The 18,396-nt window shown below is 61.2% G+C and carries 13 protein-coding genes and 6 tRNA genes; 5 read left to right on the top strand and 14 right to left on the bottom strand.

What is annotated here, in order from left to right:
• Positions 1-2 precede the first annotated feature (2 nt).
• Positions 3-386: a helix-turn-helix domain-containing protein gene (locus O987_RS06850; RefSeq protein ID WP_043371242.1), complete on the top strand. Its 384-nt coding sequence runs from the start codon at positions 3-5 to the stop codon at positions 384-386.
• Here O987_RS06850 and O987_RS06845 read toward each other — a convergent pair.
• From O987_RS06845 to O987_RS06785, 13 genes are all read right to left on the bottom strand, one after another.
• Positions 383-1,591 carry a tyrosine-type recombinase/integrase gene (locus O987_RS06845; protein ID WP_043371241.1) on the bottom strand — a complete coding sequence of 403 codons (1,209 nt, stop codon included), beginning with the start codon at positions 1,589-1,591 and terminating at the stop codon, positions 383-385. The two genes, O987_RS06850 and O987_RS06845, sit on opposite strands and share 4 nt — an antisense overlap.
• 193 nt (positions 1,592-1,784) lie before the next feature.
• Positions 1,785-1,858: transfer RNA gene (locus tag O987_RS06840), tRNA-Cys, on the bottom strand.
• A gap of 15 nt (positions 1,859-1,873) precedes the next feature.
• A tRNA-Gly gene (locus tag O987_RS06835) sits at positions 1,874-1,949 on the bottom strand.
• 57 nt (positions 1,950-2,006) lie between these two features.
• Positions 2,007-2,082: transfer RNA gene (locus O987_RS06830), tRNA-Gly, on the bottom strand.
• A gap of 57 nt (positions 2,083-2,139) precedes the next feature.
• A tRNA-Gly gene (locus tag O987_RS06825) sits at positions 2,140-2,215 on the bottom strand.
• Between the two features lie 57 nt (positions 2,216-2,272).
• Positions 2,273-2,348, bottom strand: a tRNA-Gly gene (locus O987_RS06820).
• Positions 2,349-2,456: 108 nt separating this feature from the next.
• Complete coding sequence (gene lon / locus O987_RS06815) at positions 2,457-4,871, bottom strand: endopeptidase La (protein WP_003057502.1); 2,415 nt, start codon at positions 4,869-4,871, stop codon at positions 2,457-2,459.
• 153 nt (positions 4,872-5,024) lie between these two features.
• The gene (gene clpX, locus O987_RS06810; protein WP_003057503.1) at positions 5,025-6,287 is read right to left on the bottom strand and encodes an ATP-dependent Clp protease ATP-binding subunit ClpX; all 1,263 of its coding nucleotides are present in this window, start codon (positions 6,285-6,287) and stop codon (positions 5,025-5,027) included.
• A 176-nt stretch (positions 6,288-6,463) separates the two neighbouring features.
• Positions 6,464-7,072 (bottom strand): ATP-dependent Clp endopeptidase proteolytic subunit ClpP, encoded by a 609-nt coding sequence (gene clpP, locus O987_RS06805; protein WP_003057504.1) that lies wholly within the window; start codon positions 7,070-7,072, stop codon positions 6,464-6,466.
• Between the two features lie 133 nt (positions 7,073-7,205).
• Positions 7,206-8,516, bottom strand: a complete 1,311-nt coding sequence (gene tig, locus O987_RS06800) for a trigger factor (RefSeq protein ID WP_003057505.1) — start codon at positions 8,514-8,516, stop codon at positions 7,206-7,208.
• Between the two features lie 344 nt (positions 8,517-8,860).
• Positions 8,861-8,947, bottom strand: a tRNA-Leu gene (locus O987_RS06795).
• 85 nt (positions 8,948-9,032) lie between these two features.
• Positions 9,033-12,242, bottom strand: coding sequence for an efflux RND transporter permease subunit (locus tag O987_RS06790; RefSeq protein ID WP_043371239.1), 3,210 nt, complete (start codon positions 12,240-12,242; stop codon positions 9,033-9,035).
• The gene (locus tag O987_RS06785) at positions 12,239-13,477 is read right to left on the bottom strand and encodes an efflux RND transporter periplasmic adaptor subunit (protein WP_043371238.1); all 1,239 of its coding nucleotides are present in this window, start codon (positions 13,475-13,477) and stop codon (positions 12,239-12,241) included. Before O987_RS06785 ends, O987_RS06790 begins: the two co-directional genes overlap by 4 nt.
• A 191-nt stretch (positions 13,478-13,668) precedes the next feature.
• Here O987_RS06785 and hpnC point away from each other — a divergent pair, with 191 nt between their 5' ends.
• The 4 genes from hpnC (at position 13,669) to O987_RS06765 (ending at position 18,050) form a co-directional block, all read left to right on the top strand.
• Entirely contained in the window at positions 13,669-14,550 is an 882-nt protein-coding gene (gene hpnC / locus O987_RS06780) for a squalene synthase HpnC (protein WP_043371236.1), read from the top strand.
• Positions 14,551-14,684: 134 nt separating this feature from the next.
• Positions 14,685-15,524: a presqualene diphosphate synthase HpnD gene (gene hpnD / locus O987_RS06775; RefSeq protein WP_003057509.1), complete on the top strand. Its 840-nt coding sequence runs from the start codon at positions 14,685-14,687 to the stop codon at positions 15,522-15,524.
• A 7-nt stretch (positions 15,525-15,531) separates the two neighbouring features.
• On the top strand, positions 15,532-16,878 hold the full coding sequence (hpnE, locus tag O987_RS06770; protein ID WP_043371235.1) for a hydroxysqualene dehydroxylase HpnE: 1,347 nt from the start codon (positions 15,532-15,534) through the stop codon (positions 16,876-16,878).
• Between the two features lie 149 nt (positions 16,879-17,027).
• Complete coding sequence (locus O987_RS06765) at positions 17,028-18,050, top strand: Bug family tripartite tricarboxylate transporter substrate binding protein (RefSeq protein WP_003057513.1); 1,023 nt, start codon at positions 17,028-17,030, stop codon at positions 18,048-18,050.
• Between the two features lie 87 nt (positions 18,051-18,137).
• On the opposite strand, the gene O987_RS06760 is transcribed toward O987_RS06765, so the two are convergent.
• Positions 18,138-18,353, bottom strand: a complete 216-nt coding sequence (locus tag O987_RS06760) for a DUF2788 domain-containing protein (RefSeq protein WP_003057514.1) — start codon at positions 18,351-18,353, stop codon at positions 18,138-18,140.
• Positions 18,354-18,396: the final 43 nt, after the last annotated feature.

The following is an 18,396-nucleotide window of genomic DNA, read 5'->3' as shown; positions in this document are numbered from 1 at the left end:
CCATGGAAGCCACGGATCAAATCATCGACAGCGATATCTATACGGCCGAGCAGATTGCCTCTCTTCTGAAATGCGATAAAGAAACGGCAGAGGCGCGTATCCGCAGCGGCGACCTGCCAGGTGTCAAGTTCGGTAAGAGCTGGGTCATCCCGCGCCAGGCGCTGCTCCAGTGCCTGAATGAAATGGCACTGAGCGAAGCCGCCCAGCGGAAAGCAGACCTGCAGGGCACCCGTGCAGCCGCACTTGAAAAGGGCAAGACCCCCGCCAAAGCTGCGGCCGCACCCTCACCGATGCTGCCGACCAGCGAACAGCCTCGCAGACGCGGCCAGAGCCGCAAGCCGCCGGAGCTCGGCGGCCTGCTGGCCAGCCATGGGATGCCGTGCTAGCCGTACATGCGCGCGGCCAGATCCTCCGCACGGAAGCTGGCGTAGCGCTGCGGCATCTTGCTCCCCGGAGCCCAGCCCATCATTCCAGGTATCTCCACTTCACGGAACATCCAGTCACCCGTTTTAGGGTGACGCATCTCATACCAGCGGCAGGTCGCCTCATGCCGCAAATCATGCTCAGCCAGTCCCTGGCAATCAGCATAAGCAAACACCGTCCTGAAACGGTTTGACAGCTTGTGTGACACACGATCCATCTCATCAGGGTCACCATCCCAGAACGGGAAAATCAATTGCTCTGCGCCCTCATTCGGCAGCACTTCCAGATATTCACGTAGCACGGGCAATAGCTCCGGCCGCACCGGCACCTCCCGCCACTTCACATTCCCGTGCCACTGCTTGCTGGTTCGCACACGCAGCTTGAGCGCATCGAGCTGGACCTGGCCACGCGTCAAGGTGTAGGCCTCTCGCAACCGCAACCCCGTCCAGACGATCAACCTAAAGAGCACAGAGAGCGCGGGCATGTCTGGCGCATCCAGGGCGCGCTCGCGGTCAGGCCGCTTTTCACCCGCCATAGCCCGCTCGATCTTCTCCTGCTCTCCAGGGAAGAGGCGCCGCTCGCGGCTCACGTCCACACGCACAGACAAGGCCTGCGCACCAGGCACGCCGGCGGCGTTGGCTTGCGCGATCTCCTCACGGTCCTTGCCGTTGTAGGAGGCCAGGCCACGGGGCAGCAACTTGAGCGGGTTGCCAAAGTTAACCCCGTCCGCCTGCCGCAGCCACCAGTCAAAGCAGCGCGAGAGTGAGCCAATGCGCTTGCGGATGGTGCTGGGCGCGTAGTTCTTGCTCGCATCGAGCTTCATGCTCTTCACCCAAGCCTCGGCCCACTTGTAGGTGATATCGGCAATGAGCACCTTGCCCAGCTCGATCTGCAGCAGCCGCAGTATCTCCATGTCACTCTTGGCGGGCTGGCCTGTATTCATCCACGCACCGATGATGAAGCGCAGTTTTTCAGTTGGCTTGGGCTCGGCGTCTGTCCTGGCCAGATCTGCAGGCACGACACCGGCAGCAAGCAGCATGTCGACCTGCTTGCCATAAGCATCGGCCTCTTCACGCGTTTCAAAAGTCAGATACACCGGCTTGGGCAGCAGCTTGTTTCTGATGGTCAGCTCAAAGCGGCCCGTCCGCGTCTCCCGCACACTCGCCATATACACCTCTAACACTGTATAAAACAACAGTCATATAAAGTGTACTCGTGTGGACGGCAAGAATGAAGTTCCACGCGTGGTTTGACCGCGAATGACGCGCGGTCAGCATCGTTTTTGCGGGGGTTTTGCGCGTGTAAAAACAAAAAGGCCACCCGCAAGGGTGGCCTAACTTGTTGATTTCTTTAGAGAAATCTGGAGGCGCGAACCAGAGTCGAACTGGTCTAACCGGATTTGCAATCCGGGGCATAACCGCTTTGCTATCGCGCCGCTATCACAAAAACCTGGAGCGGGAAAACGGGTTCGAACCGTCGACCTATACCTTGGCAAGGTATCGCTCTACCAACTGAGCTATTCCCGCATTCAGAAAGCTCTCGCTTTCCGATGCGAACCTGTATTGCTACAGGTCCTGAAAACCTGGAGCGGGAAAACGGGTTCGAACCGTCGACCTATACCTTGGCAAGGTATCGCTCTACCAACTGAGCTATTCCCGCATTCAGAAAGCTCTCGCTTTCCGATGCGAACCTGTATTGCTACAGGCTCTGAAAACCTGGAGCGGGAAAACGGGTTCGAACCGTCGACCTATACCTTGGCAAGGTATCGCTCTACCAACTGAGCTATTCCCGCATTCAGAAAGCTTTCGCTTTCCGATGCGAACCTGTATTGCTACAGGCTCTGAAAACCTGGAGCGGGAAAACGGGTTCGAACCGTCGACCTATACCTTGGCAAGGTATCGCTCTACCAACTGAGCTATTCCCGCATATCTACCGAAGCCCAACATTGTACAACGTTGTTTGCTGCGATGGATGAATTGTAGCGCAGTTCTGAGCCCTCCCAGAAAAAACGCCACAATTTTCACAAAACAAGCTTAATGCTTGATGGCTGCCTCGGCCGGCTTGGCATCGGTGGCCGCTACAGCGGCTACCGCTTCCTCGGACAAAGGATCGGGCACACGCTCCAGGGCCACCTTGAGAACCTGATCGATCCACTTCACAGGAACGATCTCCAGACCGCTCTTCACGTTATCGGGAATGTCCTGCAAATCCTTGACGTTCTCTTCGGGAATCAGCACGGTCTTGATGCCACCACGCAGAGCCGCCAGCAGCTTTTCCTTGAGGCCACCAATCGCCGTGACTTCGCCACGCAAGGTGATTTCACCGGTCATGGCCACGTCGGCACGCACGGGAATGCCCGTGAGCGCCGAGACAAACGCCGTCGTCATGGCGGCACCAGCACTGGGACCGTCCTTGGGCGTGGCGCCATCGGGCACGTGCACATGGATGTCCTTTTTCTCAAAGGCTTCATCCTTGATTCCGAGCAGACGAGCGCGGCTGCGCACCACGGTACGGGCAGCTTCCACCGACTCCTTCATCACGTCGCCCAGTGAACCGGTACGGGTGATGACACCCTTGCCAGGCATGGTTGCGGCTTCGATGGTCAGCAGATCGCCACCGACTTCGGTCCAGGCCAGGCCCACAACCTGCCCCACCTGATTGGCATGCTCTGCGCGGCCGTAGCTGAACTTGCGCACGCCCAGATAGTCGTTGAGGTTATCGGCATTCACCTCCACCTTGGGCTGGAGCTTGCCGAGCTGCAAGCCCTTGACCACCTTGCGGCAGATCTTGGACAGCTCGCGCTCCAGCGAGCGCACACCAGCTTCGCGGGTGTAGTAGCGCACGATGTCGCGGATAGCGGCTTCGGTCACCTCCAGCTCGCCCTCCTTGACACCATTGTTGGTGAGTTGCTTGGGCAGCAGGTAGCGGATGGCAATATTGGTCTTTTCGTCTTCGGTGTAGCCCGACAGACGAATCACCTCCATGCGATCCAGCAAGGCCGAGGGAATGTTCATGGAGTTGGAGGTCGCCACAAACATCACGTCGGACAGGTCGAAGTCGACCTCCACATAGTGGTCGCCGAACTTGTTGTTCTGCTCAGGGTCCAGCACCTCCAGCAGTGCGCTCGATGGATCGCCACGGAAATCCATGCCCAGCTTGTCGATCTCGTCCAGCAGGAACAGAGGGTTGCGCGTGCCGACCTTCTCCAGGCTCTGGAGCACCTTACCGGGCATGGCACCGATATAGGTACGGCGGTGACCGCGGATTTCCGCCTCGTCACGCATGCCGCCCAGCGCCATGCGCACGTACTTGCGGCCCGTGGCCTTGGCAATGGACTGCCCCAGCGAGGTCTTGCCCACGCCGGGAGGTCCGACCAGGCACAGAATGGGGGCCTTGACCTTGTCCACACGTTGCTGCACGGCAAGATATTCGAGGATGCGATCCTTGACCTTTTCCAGGCCGAAGTGATCTTCGTTCAGCACTTCCTCGGCATTCGCCAGGTTGTGCTTGATCTTGGTCTTCTTGCTCCAGGGCAGACCGGTCAGCACTTCGATGTAGTTGCGCACCACCGAAGCTTCCGCCGACATGGGCGACATCAGCTTGAGCTTCTTGAGCTCGGCCTCGGCCTTCTTGCGGGCCTCGGCAGGCATCTTGGCGAGCTTGATCTTTTTCTCGATCTCCTCGATGTCGGCACCATCCTCGCCCTCGCCCAGTTCCTTCTGGATGGCCTTGACCTGCTCATTCAGATAGAAGTCGCGCTGATTCTTCTCCATCTGACGCTTGACGCGACCACGGATGCGCTTGTCGACATTGAGGATGTCCACCTCGCGCTCGAGCTGCTCGAACAGGTTTTCCAGACGCTCCTTGATGTCCACCAGATCCAGCACTGCCTGCTTGCTCTCCAGCTTGAGAGGCAGGTGCGCCGCGATAGTGTCAGTCAGACGACCGGCATCGTCAATGCTGGCGATCGAGGTCAGAATCTCCTGGGGGATCTTCTTGTTGAGCTTGACATACTGGTCAAACTGCTGGGTCACAGCACGGCGCAGCGCTTCGATCTCGCTTTGCTCATGGGCATTGTCATCAGCCTCCACGGGCGTCACAGACGCCGTGAAATGAGACTCTTCGTCGGTGATCTGCTTGACCAGGGCACGCTGCTGGCCCTCGACCAGCACCTTCACGGTGCCGTCGGGCAGCTTGAGCATCTGCAAGATGGTGGACACGCAGCCCACATCAAACATGTCTTCCGCTGCGGGCTCGTCCTTGGAGGCCGTCTTCTGCGCCACCAGCATGATGCGGCGATCGCCTTCCATGGCCAGCTCCAGAGCCTTGATGCTCTTGGCACGCCCCACAAACAGCGGAATCACCATATGCGGGAACACCACCACGTCCCGCAAGGGCAGCAGCGGCAGATCCAGCTCGGTGGAAGGCAAAGGGGTTTGTCCAGACATAGGTATCCTCGGTTTATCAGCGGAAGATGGTCCGCTTACCGGTGTATTTCAACCCCTGCGTGCAAATTGTTTTTGCCACCGCAGGGGCATTGCCTTTCCGTCTCATGCAGCAAGGCGCCCCATCACAGAAGCGCCTCGCACGCAAGCACAGTATCAGGCCTTTTTGGCCGCCTCACGGTAAACCAGCAGCGGCTCCTTGCCGTCTTCAATGGTGGCCTCTTCCACCACCACCTTTTCCACGTTCTCGGCCGTTGGCAACTCGAACATGGTGCTGATCAGTGCCTGCTCAACGATGGAGCGCAGGCCACGGGCGCCGGTCTTGCGGGCCAGAGCCTTGCGGGCAATCGCCTTCAGTGCCGCCGGGCGGATTTCCAGCTCCACACCTTCCATGGCCAGCAGCTTGCTGTATTGCTTGACCAGCGCGTTCTTGGGCTCGGTCAGGATCTGGACCAGAGCCTCTTCGCTGAGCTCGGCCAGCGCCGTCACCACAGGCATGCGGCCGACCAGCTCGGGGATGATGCCGAACTTGATCAGATCTTCGGGCTCGATCTCGAGGAACATTTCCGAGATGGAACGCTGTTTCTTGCTCTTGACGGTAGCGCCAAAGCCGATGCCTGAAGCCTCGGTGCGGTTCTCGATGACCTTCTCCAGCCCCGCAAACGCGCCGCTGCAGATGAACAGGATGTTCGTGGTGTCGATCTGCAGAAAGTCCTGATTGGGATGCTTGCGCCCACCCTGTGGCGGAATGCTGGCCATCGTGCCTTCGATCAGCTTGAGCAGCGCCTGCTGCACGCCCTCACCCGAGACATCGCGCGTGATGCTGGGGTTGTCCGACTTGCGGGATATCTTGTCGATTTCGTCGATGTAGACAATGCCGCGCTGCGCGCGCTCGACGTCGTACTCGCAGCTTTGCAACAGCTTCTGAATGATGTTTTCGACGTCCTCGCCCACATAGCCAGCCTCAGTCAACGTGGTGGCATCAGCCATCACGAAGGGGACATTGAGCTGACGCGCCAGCGTCTGGGCCAGCAAGGTCTTGCCCGACCCAGTGGGACCGATCAGCAAGATATTGCTCTTGCTGAGCTCCACATCGTCCTTGCCGGCCTTGTCCTTGTGGTTCAGTCGCTTGTAGTGGTTGTAGACCGCCACGGCCAGCGTGCGCTTTGCCTGTTCCTGACCGATCACATAGTTGTCGAGATTGGCCTTGATTTCGGCAGGCGTAGGCAGATCGCCGCGGCCTTCCTTGGCATCGGCGGCAGGCTGTTCGTCGCGAATGATCTCATTGCACAAGTCGATGCACTCGTCGCAGATGAACACGGACGGGCCGGCGATCAGCTTTTTGACCTCGTGCTGGCTTTTGCCGCAGAAGGTGCAATACAAATTCTTTTCGGTGGAAGAGCCTTTTTTATCGGCCATGGGGGCTGTGCCTCGTTACGAAAAAACGAAAATTAATGATAACCAAAGACAAGGCGGCGTAGCCCTTCAGGGACAAACGCCGCCGAGCAAGTCCCGGGAGCCAGTCAGCAACTCCCGGGATCTTCATTGCCGGCATCCGCAAGCCCAATCAGACAGGGGCCTGGGTGCTATGCATTTCAGGAACGCTTGCTAATTACCTGGTCAACCAGACCGTAGTCCTTAGCCTCATCGGCGGAAAGGAAATAGTCGCGCTCGGTGTCGTTCTGGATCTTTTCCAGGGGCTGGCCGGTGCGCTCGGCGAGGATCTTGTTCAGGCGTTCGCGGGTCTTGAGGATTTCGCGGGCATGAATTTCGATCTCGGTCGCCTGACCACGTGCACCGCCCAGAGGCTGGTGAATCATGACCTGGGCATTGGGCAGTGCATAGCGCTTGCCCTTGGCTCCAGCCGACAACAGGAAAGCCCCCATGCTCGCGGCCATGCCGGTGCACAGTGTCGAGACGTCGGGCTTGATGAAGTTCATGGTGTCGAAAATCGCCATGCCCGCCGTCACGCTGCCACCGGGGGAGTTGATGTAGAAGGAAATATCCTTGTCGGGATTTTCGCTTTCCAGGAACAACAGCTGAGCCACCACCAGATTGGCGGTCTGGTCGTTGACCTCGCCCACCAGGAAAATCACGCGCTCCTTGAGCAGACGCGAATAAATGTCGTAGGAGCGCTCACCGCGACCCGACTGTTCAATGACCATGGGCACCATGCCCAAACCCAATGTATCCAATGCGCTCATGTTTTCTCCAGTGCTATGCGCCTACTGTAGCCGCATTCTGAAAAGAAAATGGGGCTTGCGCGCAAAAGCACAAGCCCCGCAATTTAAGTTATCGGAACTTGCCTAGGGCAAGCACCGATAAAAGGTTCAGCCCTTAGGCCTGGCCCATCAGCTCGTCGAAGGAAACGGCCTTGTCGGTGACCTTGGCCTTGCCCAGAACGAAGTCGGTGACGTTGTTTTCGATCACAACGGCTTCCACTTCGGCCAGGCGGTTGCGATCGCCGAAGTACCAGCGCACCACGTCTTCGGGCTTCTCGTAGCTGGAAGCCAGCTCTTCGACATGAGCCTTGATCTGCTCGGCAGTAGCCTGCAGATTGTTGCTCTTGACCAGCTCGGCCACCACCAGACCCAGACGCACGCGACGCTCGGCCTGGGGCAGGAAGATGTCTTCGGGGATCTCAGCCTTGGCAGCATCCTTGATGCCTCGCTGTTCCAGCTCGGCGCGCGCGCCTTCCAGCAGACGGCCAACTTCGGCTTGCACGGAAGCCTTGGGCAGATCCAGCTCGGACACGGACACCAGAGCGTCCATCACGGCTTGCTTGTTGCGGCCTTGAACGCGGAACTTCACTTCGCGCTCCAGGTTCTTCTTGATGTCGTCGCGCAGGGCTTCGACGGAGCCGCCTTCCACGCCCAGGGTCTTGACGAACTCTTCGTTCACTTCGGGCAGGTTGGGAGCTTCCACCTTCTTGACGGTCACCAGGAAGTCGGCAGTCTTGCCGGCCACGTCAGCACCGTGGTAGTCAGCGGGGAAAGCCAGGGGGAAAGTCTTGGACTCGCCGGCCTTCATGCCACGGGTTGCGTCTTCGAATTCCTTGAGCATCTGGCCTTCGCCGACCAGGAACTGGAAGTCTTCAGCCTTGCCGCCCGAGAAAGTCTCGCCGTCGATCTTGCCTTCGAAGTCCACGGTCACGCGGTCGCCGTCCACAGCGGCTTCACCGGCAGCGCGCTCGGTGAAGGTGCGACGCTGCTTGCGCAGGATGTCCACGGTCTTGTCGATGGCCGCGTCGTCCACGCTGGTGGTCAGCTTTTCCACTTCGGCAGCAGTCAGGTCGCCGATCTTGACTTCGGGCATGACTTCGAACACGGCTTCGAATTGCGCTTCGCCTTCGGCAGCGCCTTCCTTTTCGGTGATCTTGGGCTGACCGGCAACGCGCAGATCGGCTTCGTTCACGGCAGCGGCAAAAGCCTCGCCCACCTTGTCGTTCAGCACTTCGTATTGCACGGAGTAGCCATAACGCTGAGCCACGACGCTCATGGGCACCTTGCCGGGACGGAAACCGTCCATCTTCACCGTGCGCGCCACCTTCTTCAGGCGGGCATCCACTTCGGACTGGATTGCCGACAGGGGCACGCTCAGCGTGATCTTGCGCTCGAGCTTTTCAAGAGTTTCAACGTTAACGGCCATGATTTTTCCTAAGAGGGATGAGGACCGTGCAGATTGACTAACAACCCGCACCGTGTTGCGCAAAGTCACAGTGCGCGCACGCCCGGGATCGCCTGGGACATGCGGCACCACAAATTTCCAGAGCCTGCCCCGGTCATTGGCACCCGCGTCTGGCGCCGGGCATTTGTTCAATTCAGGAACAGGCGAAGCCGACCATTATAACGAGGCGCCGCGCAGGCTCCGCCATCGCCCTACAGGGGTTTGCCTTAAAAGCTGACACCGCAGCTGCACAGCAGGGGCCGGGAAAAGAAAAAGCCCGTAACGGCTTGGGGTTACGGGCTTGGGCAGCAGAGAGTGCCTGTATCTGGTGCGCGGAGCCGGACTCGAACCGGCACGGTGTTGCCACCGTCAGGACCTAAACCTGGTGCGTCTACCAATTTCGCCACCCGCGCGGTCAGCAATGCGCAAATCTACGCCTACTGAGGTCAAGACGCAGATTCTAGCCGCAAAATCGGCAGTCTTTCGCACAATCCAGGCTCAGGCCGTGTCCTTTCTGATGCGGAATGCCGCCGCATACATGGCGGGCAAGGCCAGCAGGGTCAGCACGGTCGCCACGATGAGGCCACCCATGATGGCAACCGCCATGGGACCCCAGAACACGCTGCGCGACAGTGGAATCATGGCCAGTACGGCTGCTGCCGCCGTCAGCACGATGGGACGCAGCCTGTGCACGGCCGCCTCCACAATCGCATCCCAGGCCGGCACGCCGCGGGCACGCCCGCTTTCGATCTGGTCGATCAGAATCACCGAATTGCGCTGAATCATGCCCATCAAGGCCACGACGCCCAGCAGCGCCACAAAGCCGAAGGGGCGATTCAGCAGCAGCAAGGCCGCCGCCACACCGGGAATGCCCAAGGGGCCGGTGATGAACACCAGCAGCGAACGGCTGACGCTGCGCAACTGCAGCATGAGCAATGTGAAGGTCAGGAACAGCAGCACCGGGATACCTGCCACGATGGCGCCGGAGCCCTTGGAGCTTTCTTCCACGGCACCGGCCACCTCGATGCGATAACCGGTGTCACCGGCCGCATGCCAGCCGGCTTCCATCTTGCGCAGTTGCGGCAACAGCTCGTTGGTCAGCGTGGCGCCCTGCAGGCCCTCACGCACATCGCCTTGAACGGTGATCGCGAAGTTGCGCTTCTCGCGCCACATCACGCCCGGCTCCCAGACCATGACGGGCTTGGCAATCTGCGTGAGTGGAATGGACTGCCCGTTCGCCGTGGTGACATAGACAGTCGCGATATCCGTAATGGCATCGCGGTCCTGCTTGGGCGGGCGCATCACGATATCGATCAGCTTGTCGCCTTCACGGAACTGCCCCACGGTGGTGCCGCTGAAATTCATGCCCGTGGCTTCGGCGATCGACTGGCTGGTCACACCCAGGGCACGCGCCTTGTCCTGATCAACCTTCAGGCGTATGACCTTGACAGACTCGTTCCAGTTGTCGTTGACGCCACGCATATCCGCATTGGCTTGCATGAGCGCCTTGACTTCATCGGCGTAGGTGCGCAGCTTGGCAGGGTCCGAGCCCATGACACGGAACTGCACCGGATATTGCACGGGCGGCCCATTGGGCAGCAGCTTGGAACGCGCCCGCACCTCGGGGAACTCCTCGGCCATCAGCGCCGGCAGCTGCTTGCGGATTTCCTCGCGCGCCTTCAGGTCCTTGGTCACCAGAATGAACTGGGAGACGTTGTTCTGCGGAAAAACCTGGTCCAGCGGCAGATAGAAGCGCGGCGCTCCGGAGCCTATCCATTCGCTGACGGACTCCACGCCGTCGAGCTGCAAGAAGCGCTTTTCCACGCGCAGTGTCACGTCCTTGTTGGCCTGAAGGGAAGTGCCTTCGGGGAACCATATATCGACCAGCACTTCCGGACGGCTGGAATCGGGGAAGAACTGCTGCTGCACCTTGCCCATGCCGGCCAGGCCCAGCACGAACACCAGCACCGTGGCGGCTATCGTCAGCCAGCGGTGCTGCACGCACCAGTTCACCGTGCGGCGGAAGCGGTTGTAGAACGGCGTGTCGAACAGCTCATGCTCGCCCGCATCGGTGTTGATTCCCGCCTCCTCGGCCGACACCTCTCCGGACGCCACCTCGGGCGGCAGCTTGGCCGCATGCGGCGGCTTCTTGAGCAGCAGCAGGCCCAGATAGGGCACGAAGTACACGGAGGCGAACCAGCTGAGCACCAGGGCAATCACCGTCACCGCGAAGATGGCGAAGGTGTATTCACCCGTCATGGATTTGGCCATGCCAATGGGCAGAAAGCCGGCAGCCGTGATCAGCGTGCCGGTCAGCATGGGCTTGGAGGTAATCTCATAGGCAAAGGTGGCAGCGCGGTACTTGTCGTAGCCTTCCTCCATCTTGCGCACCATCATCTCCACGGCAATGATGGCGTCGTCCACCAGCAGGCCCAGCGCAATGATGAGCGAGCCCAGCGACACCTTGTGCAGACCGATATTCCAGTACCACATGGCCAGGAAGGTCGCGGCGAGCACCAGCGGAATGGTGATGCCCACCACCAGTCCGGGACGCGGGTCGATATACCAGCGCTTCCACAGCGGATGCTGCCCCGGGCGCTTGTGCAGGCCCAGGCTCAGAAAACTCACGGCCAGCACCACGACCACGGCTTCGACCAGCACCTGGAGAAACTCGCTGACCGAATCCGCCACCGCCTTGGGCTGGTTCTGCATATTGCTCAGCGTCACGCCCACGGGCAGGCTTTTGGCGATGCGCTCCGTGGCCTGTGTCAGCGCCTTGCCCAGGGCAATGATGTCGCCGCCCTTGACCATGGAAACTCCCAGGGCCACCGTAGGCTCGCCCTGAAAACGCACCATGACATTGGCCGGATCGGCATAGCCACGGCGCACTTCGGCGATATCCCCCAGCCTGAACTGTGCCCCGCCCTGGCCGATGATGGGCATGGCACGCAATTGCTCCAGGTCGTTGAACTGGCCCTGCACACGCAACACAATGGTTTCGGCAGGCGTCTGCAAGGTACCGGCCGAGGCCACGGCATTTTGCTGGTTGAGCTGGTCGAGTACCTGCTTGAGGTTCAGCCCCATCTGCGTGGCTTTGTGCGACAGCTCCACATAGACCTTTTCGTCCTGCACGCCGAACTGCTCGACCTTGGCCACATCGGGCACCTGCAGCAGTTGCTGACGCACATCGTCGGCCAGAGTCTTGAGTTCCGCGTAGCTGAAGCCCTTGGCCTGCAGCGCATAGATCACGCCATAGACGTCGCCAAAGTCGTCATTGAAGAACGGCCCCTGCACGCCCTGAGGCAGGGTGTAGCGCATATCCCCCACTTTCTTGCGCACCGTATACCAGAGCTGTGGCACTTCCTTGGGGGGAGAGTAGTCCTTGACCTGGAAGATGACTTGCGACTCGCCGGGCTTGGAATAGCTGCTGATCTTGTCGGCATAAGGCACTTCCTGCAGCGTGCGCTCGATCTTGTCCGTCACCTGCTGAGCCACCTGCTCGGCCGTCGCGCCAGGCCAGTAGGTACGAATGACCATGGCCCGGAAGGTGAATGGAGGGTCCTCGTCCTGCCCCAGCTGAAAAAAGGCCGCAAAGCCCAGCAGCATCAGCACGACGATGAAGTAGCGCGTCAGCGCCACATGATCGAGCGCCCAGCGGGAAAGATTGAAATGCGCACCACCGGTCTTTTTGTGTCCAGTGCCGCTCATTTGCCCGCCTCCGCAGCGACTGCAGGCTGAGACGCTCCAGATTCAGGAGCATTCTGCATTCTATCCACCTGCGTTTTGTGCTGATCTGATACAGAGTTTTGTGGCGGCTTGGCGTATTTATCGCGATATACCGTCACCTTCTGGCCAGGGGTCAGCACATGGGCGCCTGTGGCCACCACCTGCATGCCGGGTTGCAGACCCGAGGCAATCACCGCCTCATTACCGTCGGCGCTGGCAATCTGCACCGGCTGCAGCTTCACCGAGCTGCTGGCCGCGTCATAGAGCCAGACGGCCGTACCCTGACCGTTACCGCCCTCCTGGCGCAAGGCCGTGGTTGGCAACTTGATGACCTGGCTGCCTACGGCTTCGCCGCTGACGCCCATGCCCTCTGGCATGACATGCACGGTGGCTCCCAATGCGGGCAGGTCCGTTCCCTGCAGAGCGGCCTTGACCACATAGGTGCGTGTGGCCGGATCGGCGCTGGCCGCCACCTCACGCACCAGGGCGTTGATCACGCGCGACTCATCCGACCAGGGCCTGACCTTGACGCCTTGCCCAGGCTTGATGGCGCTGCGCCGGTCTTCCGGCACGCTGAACACCGCATCGCGCGCGCCATCCTGGGCGATCCGCACCACGGGCGTGCCGGCCGCAACCACCTGACCGGGTTCGGCCTCCACGGCGGTGACCACGCCATCGGCATCGGCCAGCAACTGGGTGTAGTTCTCCTGATTGGACTGGCTGGAGAGCTGGGCTCGCGCCTGGTCGAGCGAGGCCTGAGCCGCCTTCAGATTGGCCTCGTAGCGCTCCATCTCTGCGGCGCTGATGAAGTTCTGGGCTCGCAGCGTGCGAAAACGCTTGGCATTGGCCTCGGCCAGATCGCGCTGCGTGGTGGCCGAGGCCAGCTGGGCGCGCGCGGCATCGGCACCGAGCTGATAGTCACGCGCATCCAGGCGCGCCAGCACCTGTCCGGCCTTCACATGCTGGCCCAGCTCCACCTCGCGCCTGGTGATCTTGCCCGCCACGCGAAAGCCGAGGCGAGACTCCACACGGGCCCGCACATCGCCCGAATATTCCTGGGCAGATTCGATCTGCCCCTCACCCACGGTCACCAGCTTGACTGCACGCACCGGCTCGGGCGCAGCCTCCTTCTTGGAACAGGCCGACAACATGACAGCAGCCGCCACGATGGACAGCGCAGCCAAGGGCACGGCAGGCCGGCGCGGCAAAGACAACATTGCAAAACGACGAGAAGACGAAACAGCCATGGTGTTCTGGGCTTGTAAAAATAGGAAAAGCGCAGCCGCCGGGCAGGCCGCTGCACCAAAGTCAGCGCTGATTGTGCACGCACGTGCGCTTTTGCGCCGTCTTTTTATGGGCTGCCGCAAGCCGGCAAGCCCGCCCGGTCCACAATACGGGCGTGAACCATATGCCCCCAGCAAGCACCGTCGCCAATGCGCCGGCCAGCATCAACCATTACGAAAATTTTCCCGTCGCCTCCTGGCTGTGCCCGCCACGGCTGCGCGCGCCCATTGCCGCCATCTACCACTTTGCACGCACCGCCGACGACCTGGCCGACGAAGGGGATCATTGCGCAGAAAAGCGCCGGGCACAGTTGCAGCAATATGCCGCCGATCTGCAGCAGCTAGGCAGCGCCGGCGAAGCCGCCATGCTGACGCGAACCTCCTGGCCCCATATCTTCGGCCCGCTGGCAGTTCAGGTTCAGGCCCATGGCCTGCCCAAGCCATTGCTGGCCGACCTGCTCAGCGCCTTCGAGCAGGATGTGCGCATGACGGCCGCCCAGGCCCACTACACCGACATGGCCCAGTTGCTGGATTACTGCCGCCGCTCTGCCAACCCGGTCGGCCGCCTGCTGCTGCATCTGTATGGCGTGGTCAACGCCAAGGCACTGATTCAGAGTGACGCCATCTGCACCGCACTGCAGCTCATCAACTTCTGGCAGGATCTGAGCCAGGACTTGCCGCGCCAGCGCCACTACCTGCCGGATGCCGATCTGACCCGCCACGGCCTGGTGCGCCGAGCCATCAAGCCCGAAGCAACGGCATTGACGCCCGAGCTTCAATCTTTGCTGGGCGAGCTCAACCGCCAGGCCCGCAGCCTGATGAACCATGGTGCGCCCCTGGTACATCAACTGCCCGGCCGTACGGGCTGGGAGCTGCGTCTGGTCGTGCAAGGCGGCCTGCGCATGCTGGACAGACTGGACGCCATGCAGGGGCGCAACCTCTATCAGCGCATCAAGCTGGGCAAGCTCGACATGGCAGTCATGCTCTGGCAAGCCCTGCGCATGTGATCGAAGCAAGATAACCCTGAACCCTTGCTTTACCTGCGCAGGTCGCTATTGAATTTGAAGTCCAACCAGGTGCATGCCGCGCATTTCACTATTGTGTCGGCCGACAACCCGCATCATGGGACAATGCTCCCCCTATGAATCCGGATCAGTACGTCCAAGACAAAGCCGCCTCTTCGGGCAGCAGCTTCTATTACGCCTTTCTCTTCTTGCCCAAGGAGCGCCGCGCCGCCATCACGGCTTTCTATGCCTTCTGCCGCGAAGTGGATGACGTGGTCGACGAGGTCACGGACCCCGGCGTGGCCGCCACCAAGCTGGCCTGGTGGAAGACCGAGGTGCACAGGGCCTTCACCAGCCAGTCCGCCCATCCTGTGATGCAGGCACTGATGCCCCACGCCAAGACCTATGGCATCGAAGAGCGCCATCTGCAGGCCGTCATCGAAGGCTGCCAGATGGATCTGGATCAGACCCGCTATCTGGACTTTGCCGGCCTGCAGCGCTACTGCCATCTGGTCGCCGGCGTGGTCGGCGAAGTCGCCGCCCGCATCTTCGGCCAGACCGACGAGCGCACCACCGAATACGCCCACACGCTGGGTCAGGCCCTGCAGCTGACCAATATCATCCGCGACGTGGGCGAAGACGCCATGCGCGGCCGTATCTACCTGCCCATCAGCGAGCTGCAGCAGTTCGACGTCAAGGCCCACGAGATCAACAAGCGCGAGTATTCTGATCGCTTCACGGCGCTGATGCGCTTTCAGGCCGAGCGTGCCCACAGCCTCTATGACAAGGCACTGGGCCTGCTGCCCGATGCCGATCGCCACGCACAAAAGCCCGGCCTCATGATGGCCAGCATCTACCGCACCCTGCTGCGCGAAATCGAGTCCGAGAACTTCCAGGTGCTGCACCAGCGCATCAGCCTCACACCGCTGCGCAAATTCTGGCTGGTCTGGAAGATGCAGGCACTGGGCCGCATGTAAGCGCGCCATGCAAGTTGCCATCATCGGTGGCGGCTGGGCCGGCATGGCTGCCGCAGTACAGCTCTCGCTAGGCGGCCATCAGCCCACGGTTTTCGAAGCCGGCCGCCAGCTCGGTGGCCGGGCCCGCAATCTGGAACTGCCGGGCGGCACCTGCGCCGACAACGGCCAGCATATTCTGATCGGCGCCTATGCCGAATGCCTGCGACTCATGCGCGCCGTGGGCGTGGCGCCGGAACAAGCCCTGCTGCGCAGGCCACTGGCCATGCGCCATGCCGATGGCAGCGGCCTGAGCTTTCCCGAACTGCCCTCGCCTCTCGACGCCCTGGTCGGAATTGTCAGCGCCAGAGGCTGGTCGCTACGCGAACGTGCCGCCCTGCTGGGCCGTGCCCTACGCTGGCGCCTTCAGGGCTTTCGATGCGCAGATGCTGCAACCGTTGCCGATATCTGCAGCGGTCTACCAAATCGCCTGCTCGATGAATTCATCGAGCCGCTGTGCGTGTCAGCCCTCAATCTGCCAGCCGCACAGGCCAGCGGCAGCATCTTCCTGCGCGTGCTGCATGACGCGCTGTTCGCGGGCACGGGCGGCTCCCATTTTCTGCTGCCGCGCTGCGGACTCGGAGATCTGTTTCCGAACCCGGCCGCGCAATGGCTGCAAGACCGAGGGCATGCCGTGCATACGGCCAGCCGCATTCAGGAGCTGATTCCCCAGGGCCAGCAATGGCTGCTGCGCAGCTCCAACCCCGCCACTGCCGCAGAGTTGGAGCAATCGCGCTTTGATGCCGTGCTGCTGGCCTGCCCGCCTCAAGAAGCCGCTCGACTGGCCCTGCTGGCGGCCGAAGACCAGCGACTTCCCGCCCGCGACGGCGTGCATTACCAGCACTGGGCACAGAGCGCGCAGGCGCTGGAGCACACGGCCATTGCCACGGTCTATACGCGCAGCAGCCATCGCCTTGCAATCGGGCTGCCGTGGCTGGCACTGCAACCCGACGCCCAGGCTCCAGCCCAATTTGTGTTCGACCGCAGTCATCTGCAGCCCGCCGATGGTGCCCAGCAAGGTCTGATGGCATTTGTCGTCAGCGACTGCCGCACAGACCGCGAGACCCTGGAGCGGCAGGTGCTGGAACAAGCCCGTCAACAGCTGGGCTGGCAAGACATTCAAGCCGTGCTGACCGTGGTTGAAAAGCGCGCCACATTTGCCTGCAGACCCGACGTTAAGCGCCCAGGCATGAAGCTAGGCCATGGCCTCTGGGCTTGCGGCGACTATGTGAGCGGGCCCTACCCGGCGACGCTTGAAGGTGCGGTGCGTTGCGGGATGACGGCTGCCGACGAGCTGGTCCGCAAGGACCAGGACTGAGTAGCTCTAGCGCAAACCCTATCAGCACAATCCTGATGCCCGGATCGCGCTGCCGCAGGCGGTTTGACAGCGATTTGACAGCCACAGTTGCAACCATGGCTTGAGAGGCAATCTCTCAGCCGCATAAAGCCAAAAGCAACGGAGACAACATGGCATCCACGTTCGACAAGTCCACTCGCGAAATTCTGAGCATCTCGCGCCGTCACCTGCTGACCGGCGCCGGAGCCCTGGCCTGCAGCAGCATGCTGCCCGGCATGGCCCGCGCTGCCGATGACAGCTGGCCCAACCGCCCGATTCGCTTTGTCGTGCCGTTTGCGCCTGGCGGCAGCTCTGAGATCGTGGCCCGCTCCACCGCAGCCGAGCTGTCCAAGACCATCGGTCAGAACGTATTCGTGGACAACAAGCCCGGCGCCGCAGGCAATATCGCCATGCAGGAAGTGGCTCGCGCCGATGACCAGAGCACGGTCATCCTCGGCCATATCGGCACACTGGCCGTCAACCCCTATATTTTTGACAAGCTGCCCTGGGACCCCAAAAAGGACTTTGTGCCCGTGAGCCTGCTGGCCAAGGTGCCAAGCCTCTATGTGGTGCACCCCGATCTGCCCGTCAAAAACATTGCCGATCTGGTGGCCTATGCCAAGAAGAATCCCGGCAAGCTCAGCTATGGCTCGGCCGGCAATGGCAGTGCAGGTCATCTGGCATTCGAGTATCTGAAGATGACGGCCGACATCTTCATGCTCCACGTGCCTTATCGCGGCACCGGCCCCATGATGACAGACCTGCTCTCGGGCCGTCTTGATGCGGCCTCGGTCGGCGCCGCCGCGCTGCTGCCCTTCATCAAGGCCGGCAAGGTGCGCTGCATTGCCACCGGCTCGACCAAGCGCCTGACGCAACTGCCTGATGTGCCTACGGTGGCAGAGCAGGGTTTTGCGGGCTTCGAGATGACCCAGTGGTACGGCATGCTGGCCCCTTCCAGCCTGCCCCGCGCCCATGTGGACAAGCTGGCCGCAGAATGCGCCAAGGCCGTCAAGGCACCCGATGCGCTCAAGCGCCTCCAAGGCGATGCGGCCGAACCCATTGGCAGCACGCCTGAGCAGTTTGCCCAGTTCATCAGCATCGAGCAGAACCGCTGGCAAAAAGTGCTCAAGCGCGCACAGGTGAAACCGGGTTGAGCGCCCGGGGCGCCACAGGCCTTCCCTCTTTCTCGTTGCAGGAGGGAAGATCTGCTCGGGCCATTGGGCCTGGCTGCGGGGCAGGGCTCAGTGGCTCTCTATCCACCACTGGATGATGATTTTGGCAAGATAGCCGACAAAGCCCACGCCCAGACCCAGAAAAATCACAAAGGTGCCGAACTTGCCTGCCTTGGACTGACGCGCCAACTGCAGGATGATGAACACCATGAACAAGATGAAGGCGCCCACGCCCCAGGTCAGGAAAAAGTGGGCAATCTGCTCTTCCGTATAGCCGAATATCACGACAACCAGGTCCTTACAGCCTTTGCCAGGCCCTGGTCGCGCA

The sequence above is a fragment of the Comamonas testosteroni TK102 genome (genome assembly GCF_000739375.1).
GTDB lineage: Bacteria > Pseudomonadota > Gammaproteobacteria > Burkholderiales > Burkholderiaceae_C > Comamonas > Comamonas brasiliensis.
Note: the sequence above shows the minus strand (reverse complement) of the source record. Positions and strands in the feature narration are given on the sequence as shown.